2 protein-coding genes, 1 tRNA gene and 1 rRNA gene are annotated in these 9,003 nt (G+C 71.1%); 1 reads left to right on the forward strand and 3 read right to left on the reverse strand.

Features of this window, described 5'->3' with window-relative positions:
• Positions 1-180: 180 nt before the first annotated feature.
• A complete protein-coding gene (locus tag ACZ60W_RS11560) occupies positions 181-5,664 on the reverse strand; it encodes a HAMP domain-containing protein (RefSeq protein WP_469755140.1) in 5,484 nt (1,827 codons plus the stop codon).
• A gap of 269 nt (positions 5,665-5,933) precedes the next feature.
• Here ACZ60W_RS11560 and ACZ60W_RS11565 point away from each other — a divergent pair, with 269 nt between their 5' ends.
• The gene (locus ACZ60W_RS11565) at positions 5,934-8,579 is read left to right on the forward strand and encodes a SpoIIE family protein phosphatase (protein WP_469755141.1); all 2,646 of its coding nucleotides are present in this window, start codon (positions 5,934-5,936) and stop codon (positions 8,577-8,579) included.
• A 97-nt stretch (positions 8,580-8,676) separates the two neighbouring features.
• Here ACZ60W_RS11565 and ACZ60W_RS11570 read toward each other — a convergent pair.
• Positions 8,677-8,749, reverse strand: a tRNA-Thr gene (locus ACZ60W_RS11570).
• Between the two features lie 4 nt (positions 8,750-8,753).
• A 5S ribosomal RNA gene (gene rrf / locus ACZ60W_RS11575) occupies positions 8,754-8,870 on the reverse strand.
• Positions 8,871-9,003: the final 133 nt, after the last annotated feature.

Here is a 9,003-nt window from a genome sequence, read left to right on the forward strand (position 1 = left end):
CGTAGCCGCACCCCGCCCGTCGCCACACCCTGTCACCGCGATGTCACTGTGCACGTACCGGAAACGCGGTGGGAGACCAGAAGGTTCCCCGTATCCGGCCCTCTCACACACCCCCGGCGACGTCGGCCCGACGGAACCCGGGGGGCCGCGCGACGGACCGCGCGGACCCCCGGTCCCGGCTCACTCGCCCCGCATCCACTGCTCCATCACCGACAGCAGATGGTCGGGGTCGACCGGCTTGGTGACGTAGGCCGAGGCGCCCGACTCGATCGCCTTCTCCTTGTCGCCCTTCATCGCCTTCGCGGTGAGGGCGATGATCGGCAGCCCCGCGAACTGCGGCATCCGCCGGATCGCGGTCGTCGTGGCGTACCCGTCCATCTCCGGCATCATGATGTCCATCAGGACGACCGTCACGTCGTCGTTCTGCTCCAGGACCTCGATGCCCTCCCGCCCGTTCTCCGCGTAGAGCACCGCGAGCCCGTGCTGCTCCAGGACGCTGGTGAGCGCGAAGACGTTGCGGATGTCGTCGTCGACGATCAGCACCCGCTCGCCGGAGAAGTCGAACGTGCGGCGCGGCTCGACCGCCTCCTCCTGTTCCGCCCGGTCCGGCTCCGCCTGTCGCCCGGGCCGCCCCGACGCGCCGTTCCGCGCCCCGGTCGCCTCCGCGGCGGCCTTGCGCCGGTGCCGGAAGAGAGCGCCGGCGCCGGAGCGCGCCTCGGCCCGCACCGGCGGCGCGAAGTGCGGGAACGGGTCGACCGCCCCGCCCATGCCGTCCTCGGCCCCGTGCTGCGGGTCCTCGGCGTCCGCCCCGCCCTGCCCGTGCCCCTGCGTCGGCGGCTCGGTCGGGCTCAGCGGCAGGTAGAGCGTGAACGTCGAGCCACGGCCCGGCTCGCTCGCCGCGAAGATCTCGCCGCCCAGCAGACGGGCGATCTCCCGGCTGATCGACAGGCCCAGGCCCGTGCCGCCGTACTTCCGGCTGGTCGTGCCGTCGGCCTGCTTGAACGCCTCGAAGATGACGCGCATCTTGCCGGCGGCGATGCCGATGCCGGTGTCGGTCACCGAGAACGCGATGAGCGCCGCCTCCGGGTCGCGCAGCGAACCGGCCTCCAGGAGCTGCTCGCGGATCGACTGCGGCACGTCCGCGCCCGCCGGCCGGATCACCAGCTCCACCGCGCCCGTGTCGGTGAACTTCACCGCGTTGGACAGCAGGTTGCGCAGCACCTGGAGCAACCGCTGCTCGTCGGTGTGGAGCGTGGCCGGCAGCTCGGGCGAGACCCGCACCGAGAAGTCGAGGCCCTTCTCCGCGGTGAGCGGACGGAAGGTGGCCTCCACGTAGTCCACCAGCTGGACGAGCGCGATCCGGGTCGGCGACACGTCCATCTTGCCCGCCTCGACCTTGGAGAGGTCGAGGATGTCGTTGATCAGCTGGAGCAGGTCCGAACCCGCCCCGTGGATCGTCTCGGCGAACTCGACCTGCTTCGGCGTCAGGTTCGTCTCGGCGTTGTCCGCGAGCAACTTGGCGAGGATCAGCAGCGAGTTGAGCGGCGTGCGCAGCTCGTGCGACATGTTCGCCAGGAACTCCGACTTGTAGCGCATGGAGACCGCGAGCTGTTCGGCACGCTCCTCCAGCACCTGCCGGGCCTCCTCGATCTCGGTGTTCTTCACCTCGATGTCGCGGTTCTGCCGGGCCAGCAGCTCGGCCTTCTCCTCCAGCTCCAGGTTGGAGCCCTGCAGCTCCTTCTGCCGGTGCTCCAGCTCCGCCGACCGTTCCTTCAGCTGCTCGGTGAGCTCCTGCGACTGCTGGAGCAGCACCTCGGTCTTGGTGTTGACGCTGATGGTGTTGACGGTCGTCGCGATCAGCTCGGCGAGCTGATTGAGGAAGTCCCGCTGGATCTGGGTGAACGGCTGGAACGACGCCAGCTCGATGACCCCGAGGACCTTCCCCTCGAAGAGCACCGGCAGCACGATCACGTGCGCGGGCGCGGCCTCGCCGAGACCCGACGAGATCTTCAGGTACCCCGGCGGCACGTTGACCTGGATCGTCCGCTTCTCCTCCGCGGCCGTCCCGATGAGGGTCTCGCCGGGGCGGAACGAGGTCGGCATGGACCCGGTGGAGTAGCCGTAACTCCCCCGCATCCGCAGCTCGTACGAGCCGTCGCCCTCTCCCACCAATTCGGCGTCGCCGTGCGCCTGGCCGGTCGGCACCGCCACGAAGAAGGCGCCGTGCTGCGCCGAGACCACCGGCGTCAGCTCGCTCATGATGAGCGAGGCGACGTCGTCCAGGTCCCGGCGGCCCTGCATGAGACCGGAGATGCGGGCCAGGTTGCCCTTCAGCCAGTCCTGCTCCTCGTTGGCGAGGGTGGTGTCGCGCAGGTTGGCGATCATCGTGTTGATGTTGTCCTGGAGGGCCTGGATCTCGCCCGCCGCGTCCACGCCGTCGATCTTGAGGTTGAGGTCGCCCCGGGTGACCGCCGTGGCGACGGCCGCGATGGCCCGCACCTGGCGGGTCAGGTTCCCGGCCATCTCGTTCACGGACTCGGTCAGGTCCCGCCAGGTCCCGTCGACGTCCCGCACGCGCGCCTGGCCGCCGAGGATGCCCTCCGTGCCCACCTCGCGGGCCACGCGCGTGACCTCCTCGGCGAAGTTCGACAGCTGGTCGACCATCGTGTTGATGGTGTTCTTCAGCTCCTGGATCTCACCGCGCGCGTCGATGTCGATCTTCTTGGTGAGGTCGCCCTTGGCGATCGCGGTGGTGACCGCGGCGATCTGGCGCACCTGACCGGTGAGGTTGGAGGCCATCGAGTTCACCGACTCGGTGAGGTCCTTCCAGGTGCCCGAGACGCCCGGCACGCGGGCCTGGCCGCCCAGCTCGCCCTCGGTGCCCACCTCGCGGGCCACGCGCGTGACCTCGTCCGCGAACGACGACAGGGTCGTCACCATCGTGTTGACGGTCTCGGCGAGTTCGGCGACCTCGCCGCGCGCCTCGACCGTCACCTTCTTCGTCAGATCGCCGTTGGCGACGGCGGCCGAGACCCGGGAGATGTTCCGCACCTGGCTGGTCAGATTGTTGGCCATCAGGTTGACGTTGTCGCTGAGGTCCTTCCACGTGCCCGTGACACCGCGCACGCGTGCCTGACCGCCGAGGATGCCCTCCGTACCCACCTCGCGGGCCACGCGCGTGACCTCGTCCGCGAAGTTCGACAGCTGGTCCACCATCGTGTTGACGGTCGTCACCAGCTCCAGGATCTCGCCCCGGGCGTCGACCGTGATCTTCTTCGACAGGTCGCCCATGGCGACCGCCGTCGTGACCTCGGCGATGTTCCGCACCTGGATGGTGAGGTTGTTCGCCATGAAGTTCACCGACTGGGTGAGGTCCTTCCAGGTGCCGGAGACACCCTGCACCTCGGCCTGGCCGCCCAGCATGCCCTCGGTGCCCACCTCGCGGGCCACCCGGGTGACCTGCTCGGCGAAGTTCGAGAGCTGGTCCACCATCGTGTTGAGGGTGTTCTTCAGCTCCAGGATCTCGCCGCGCGCGTCCACGTCGATCTTCTGCGACAGGTCACCGCGCGCGACCGCCGTGGCGACCTGCGCGATGTTGCGGACCTGGGTGGTGAGGTTGCCGGCCATGCCGTTCACCGAGTCGGTCAGGTCCCGCCACACACCGGCCACGCCCGGCACCTGCGCCTGACCGCCGAGGCGCCCGTCCGTGCCCACCTCGCGGGCCACCCGGGTCACCTGGTCCGCGAAGGCGGAGAGCTGGTCGACCATCGTGTTGATGGTGTTCTTCAGCTCCAGGATCTCGCCGCGCGCGTCCACGTCGATCTTCTGCGACAGGTCACCGCGGGCCACCGCCGTCGTCACCTGGGCGATCTGCCGCACCTGCGAGGTCAGGTTGCCGGCCATGAAGTTCACGGAGTCCGTGAGCTCGCGCCAGCGGCCGGAGACCCCGTCCACCCGCGCCTGGCCGCCGAGGCGGCCCTCCGTGCCCACGTCCCGGGCCATCCGCGTCACCTGGTCGGCGAACGAGGACAGCTGCGACACCATCGTGTTGACGGTGTTCTTCAGCTCCAGCATCTCGCCGGCCACGTCGACCGTGACCTTCTGCGACAGGTCGCCGTTGGCCACCGCCGTCGTCACCTGCGCGATGTCCCGCACCTGACCGGTCAGGTTGCGGAAGGCCGTGTTCACCGAGTCGGTGAGGTCCTTCCACGTGCCCGCCGCGCCCGGCACCTCGGCCTGGCCGCCGAGCAGACCCTCGACGCCTACCTCCCGGGCCACCCGGGTCACCTCGGAACCGAACGCCGACAGCTGGTCCACCATCGTGTTGACGGTGTTCTTCAGCTCCAGCATCTCGCCGGCCACGTCGACCGTGACCTTCTGCGACAGGTCGCCGTTGGCCACCGCCGTCGTCACCTGCGCGATGTCCCGCACCTGCGTGGTGATGTTCCGGAACACCGTGTTGACGGAGTCCGTGAGGTCCTTCCACGTCCCCGCCGCGCCCGGCACCTGCGCCTGGCCGCCGAGCAGGCCCTGCGCGCCGACCTCCCCCGACACCCGGGTCACCTCGTCGGCGAACGTCCGCAGCGTCTCGGTCATCTGGTTGATCGTGTCCGCCAGCTGCGCGATCTCCCCGCGCGCGGAGACCCGCACCTTCTGCGACAGGTCGCCGTTGGCGACCGCCGTCGTCACCTCGGCGATGCCCCGCACCTGGTTGGTCAGGTTGCCGGCCATCGTGTTGACGGAGTCGGTGAGGTCCTTCCAGACGCCCGCGACGCCCGCCACCTCGGCCTGACCGCCGAGCTCGCCCTCCGTGCCCACCTCGCGCGCGACGCGGGTCACCTCGGAGGAGAACGAGGACAGCTGGTCCACCATCCGGTTGACGGTGTTCTTCAGCTCCAGCATCTCGCCGGCGACGTTCGCGGTGACCTTCTGCGACAGGTCGCCGTCCGCCACCGCCGTCGTCACCAGGGCGATGTCCCGCACCTGGGCCGTCAGCCGGTTCGCCATCGTGTTGACGGAGTCCGTGAGGTCCTTCCACGAACCCGACACCCCGCGCACCTGCGCCTGACCGCCCAGCTTGCCGTCGGTGCCCACCTCGACGGCGACCCGGGTCACCTCGGAGGCGAACACCGACAACTGGTCGACCAGGTTGTTCGCGGTCCGCGCGACCTTCAGGAACTCCCCGCGCAGCGGCCGTACGGCCCCGTCGGAACCCTCCGAACGCAGGTCCATCCGCTGGTCCAGGTCGCCCTCGGCCACCGCCGACAGGACCCGCCCCACCTCGGACACCGGCCGCGCCAGATCGTCGACGAGCGCGTTCGCGGCCTCGATCGCCGCCGCCCACGCCCCCTCGCTGGCCCCGGCCTCCAGCCGCTCGGACAGCTTGCCCTCGCGCCCCACCACCCGGCGGACCCGCGACAGCTCCCCGGTGACGTGCATCTGCCGGTCGGCGACCTCGTTGAACACCGCGGAGATCTCCGCCATGACCCCGTCGCCGGAGACCGTCAGCCGCCTGCGGAAGTTCCCGTCCCGCATCGACACCAGCGCGGACAGCAGCCGCTCCAGCGCCGCCGCGTCCACCTGAACCGTCCCCCCACGGGAACGCCCGCCCCTCGCGCGCGTGCCACTGCCTCCGCCGCGCCGCGCCGCCGTGCCAGACTCCACCGTGTCCCTCCCGAAAGGGGTCGACCGTTCCGCTCCGACTTCCGCCGGTAGCCTGCCCAGTGTTTCACCGTGCCCGAACCAGGCGATAACAGTTCGGCAGCTTCGCACAGGGTCCCTACCCCCGAGGGACGGAATCAGCGGTGACCGGCATCCGCTCGGACAGCGAAGGTAAGTAACCTGGCTTCCGGCTGTCCAACCGCCCCGGTCCGCCCGGCGGGGGCGGTGTGGTGCGCGCACGACCACCGGGCAGCGGGAGGGACAGACCGAGCATGGCAGAGCCGGGCGTCGAGACGCGTACGAGGAGTGCTGTGATCACCGCGCGGGCGACTGCCAGCTTCGAGCCCGTCGGGCGGTCCGTCGCGGCCGCACGCGCGTTCGTCAGGGACACCCTCCAGGGCTGGGGGCACCCCGAGCTCGTGGACGACGCCGTCGTCCTCACCAGCGAGCTCGTCACCAACGCCGTCATCCACGCCGGCACCTCCGCGGAGGTCCTCTGCCTCCGCTCCGACGACAGCGTCCGCGTCGAGGTCGCCGACCGCTACCCCGAACGAGAGATCCCCGTCCAGAGCGGCCGGACCCTCGGCAGCCCCGACCGCGAGAACGGCCGCGGCCTGCTGCTCTGCGCCGCACTCGCCCACCGCTGGGGCGTCGACTACTCCCCCACCCGCAAGCACGTCTGGTTCCACCTCGACCTGCCGCAGCGCCCGGTGGGCACCCGCTCCGCCGGCCCCGTCCTGCCCGACGCCCTCCTCCCGGTCACCGACAGCCGCGTCCGCGTCGCCGTCGTCCAGATCGACCGCGGCGGCACCGTCACCGCCTGGAACGAGGACGCCGAGGAACTCTTCGGATACGCCTCCGACCAGGTCACCGGCAAACCCCTCGGCGACCTCGCCGCCTGGCCCCACACCCCCGGCATCGGCACCGGCCTCGCCGAGGCCCTGCGCCTCTCCCGCTGGGAGGGCAGCTACGGCATCCGCTGCGCCGACGGCCGCGTCATCCCCGTCTACGCCTCGCACCTGCGCGTCCGCGACGCCCAGGGCGAGCCCTCCACCGTCTGCCTGCTGGTCCGCGAGCACGAGCGGGCCGTCCTCCAGACGCCGCACCGCCCCGCCGCCGAGCCGGGCGCGGAGAGCCGCGCCGCCGACCCGTTCGAGGTCTTCATCGGCTCCCCCGCCCCCGACGACCTCGACGGCCTCCTCCAGCGCACCGTCGAACGCGCCCGCGACATGCTCGACGGCGACGCCGCCTTCCTGCTGCTCGCCACCGACGACGAGACGGAACTGGAGGTACGGGCCACCACCGGGCTCCCCGCGGCCCGCCAGCGGTTCGCCCGCGTCCCCGTCGAGACCGGCGCCAGCCGCTACGGCTCCGCCCGCATGCCCGCCGTCCACGAGGACCTCGCCGCCGTCCCCGGCGCCGTACCGCTCCTCGAGGGCACCGGCATGCGCGCGGTCGTCACCGTCCCGCTCAAGGTGGAGGGCCGCCTCACCGGCTCCCTCGGCGTCGCCGCCGAGGCCGCGAACCGCTACTCCAACGAGGAGGCCCTGCGCCTCCAGTTCGCCGCCGACCGCATCGCCCTCGCCGTGGAGTCCGCCCGCCTGGGCGAACTGGAACGCCTGCGCCGCGGCTCCCTCAGCTTCCTCGTCGAGGCGTCCGACCTGCTGGCCGGCACCCTCGACCGCGACCAGACCCTGGCCCTGATGGCCCAGATGACGGTCCCCACCCTCGCGACCTGGTGCGCGGTCTACACGATCGCCGACCAGTCCTCCGACCCGTACCTCTCGTTCGTGCTCCACGAGGACGAGGACCGCATCGACGGCCTCAAGGAGCTGCTCTCCTCGATCGCGCCGCCGGAGCCCGTGACGTCCTTCGGCGCCCGCGCCTGGACCGCACCGGCCGACGCCGCGCACCGCGCCGCGCTCACGGCCTCGGTCCGCGCCCTCGACCACCCCGCGGGCCCGCTCTCCTCCGGCATCGACACCACCCTCGCCACGGCCGGCACGGTCGCCGGCGAGACGGTCGTCCTGCCGCTGGTCGCCCGCAACCGCGTGATCGGCATGCTGACGCTCGGCCGGCCGGCCGAGGACCACTTCCGCCAGGAGATCCTGGAGCTCGCGGAGGACCTCTCCCGCCGGGCCGCCCTGGCCCTGGACAACGCCCGCCTCTACTCGGAGCGCGTGGCGATCAGCCAGTCCCTCCAGCGCAGCCTCCTGCCACCCGGCCTCCCCGACATCCCGGGCGTCGAGGTCGACGTCATCTACCGGGCCGCGGGCGAGGGCAACGAGGTCGGCGGCGACTTCTACGACCTCTTCCCCATCCGCGACGGCGCCTACGGCTTCGCCATCGGCGACGTCTGCGGCACGGGCCCGCAGGCCGCCGCCGTCACCGGCCTGGCCCGCCACGCCCTGCGCCTCCTGGCCCGCGAGGGCTTCGGCGGCCCGGCCGTCCTGGAGCGCCTCAACGCGGCGATCCTCGACGAGGGCGACCGCAGCCGCTTCCTCACCCTCCTCTACGGCGAGATGCGCCCGCAGCCCGACGGCTCGGCGATCCTCAAGGTCGTCTGCGCCGGCCATCCCCTGCCGCTGCGCCTCCGCCCGGACGGCACCGTCCTCCCGGCTGCGGAGCCCCAGCCCCTGCTGGGCGTGATGGAGGACCTGGAGCTGTACGAGCAGACCGTCACCCTCGAACCGGGCGACGTCCTCCTCTGCGTCACGGACGGCGTGACGGAGCGCCGCGAGGGCACCCGGATGCTCGGTGACGACGGCCTCGCCGAAGTCCTCAAGAGCTGTACGGGCCTCACCGCCGGCGCGGTCACCTCCCGCATCCTGCGGGCCGTCGAGCGCTTCGCCCAGGCTCCCGCCTCCGACGACATGGCCATCCTCGCCATGCGTCTCCGCGAGCCCGACCCCAGCTGAGCCCCGGGCGGGCCGGCCCTCCTCGTGAGGGCCGGCTTCCGCGCCCCCGTACGCCAACGCAAAAAGGCCCCGCCAAATGGCGGGGCCTTTTTCTCTGAGCCCTTTAACGGAATCGAACCGTTGACCTTCTCCTTACCATGGAGACGCTCTACCGACTGAGCTAAAAGGGCGGGTGTTCGGCGGCGTCCTACTCTCCCACAGGGTCCCCCCTGCAGTACCATCGGCGCTGAAAGGCTTAGCTTCCGGGTTCGGAATGTAACCGGGCGTTTCCCTAACGCTATGACCACCGAAACTCTATGAAGTTGAACTCGACCGGCAAAGGGAGTTCATTGCTTCAGAACTAACACAGTGGACGCGAGCAACTGAGGACAAGCCCTCGGCCTATTAGTACCGGTCAGCTCCACCCATTACTGGGCTTCCACAT

This window comes from Streptomyces sp. NPDC104202 (genome assembly GCF_055584185.1).

What these genes read in the sequence shown, in the direction of transcription:
- ACZ60W_RS11565 (WP_469755141.1), top strand. Translation starts at nt 5,934, where the DNA reads ATGGCAGAGCCGGGCGTCGAGACGCGTACGAGGAGTGCTGTGATCACC.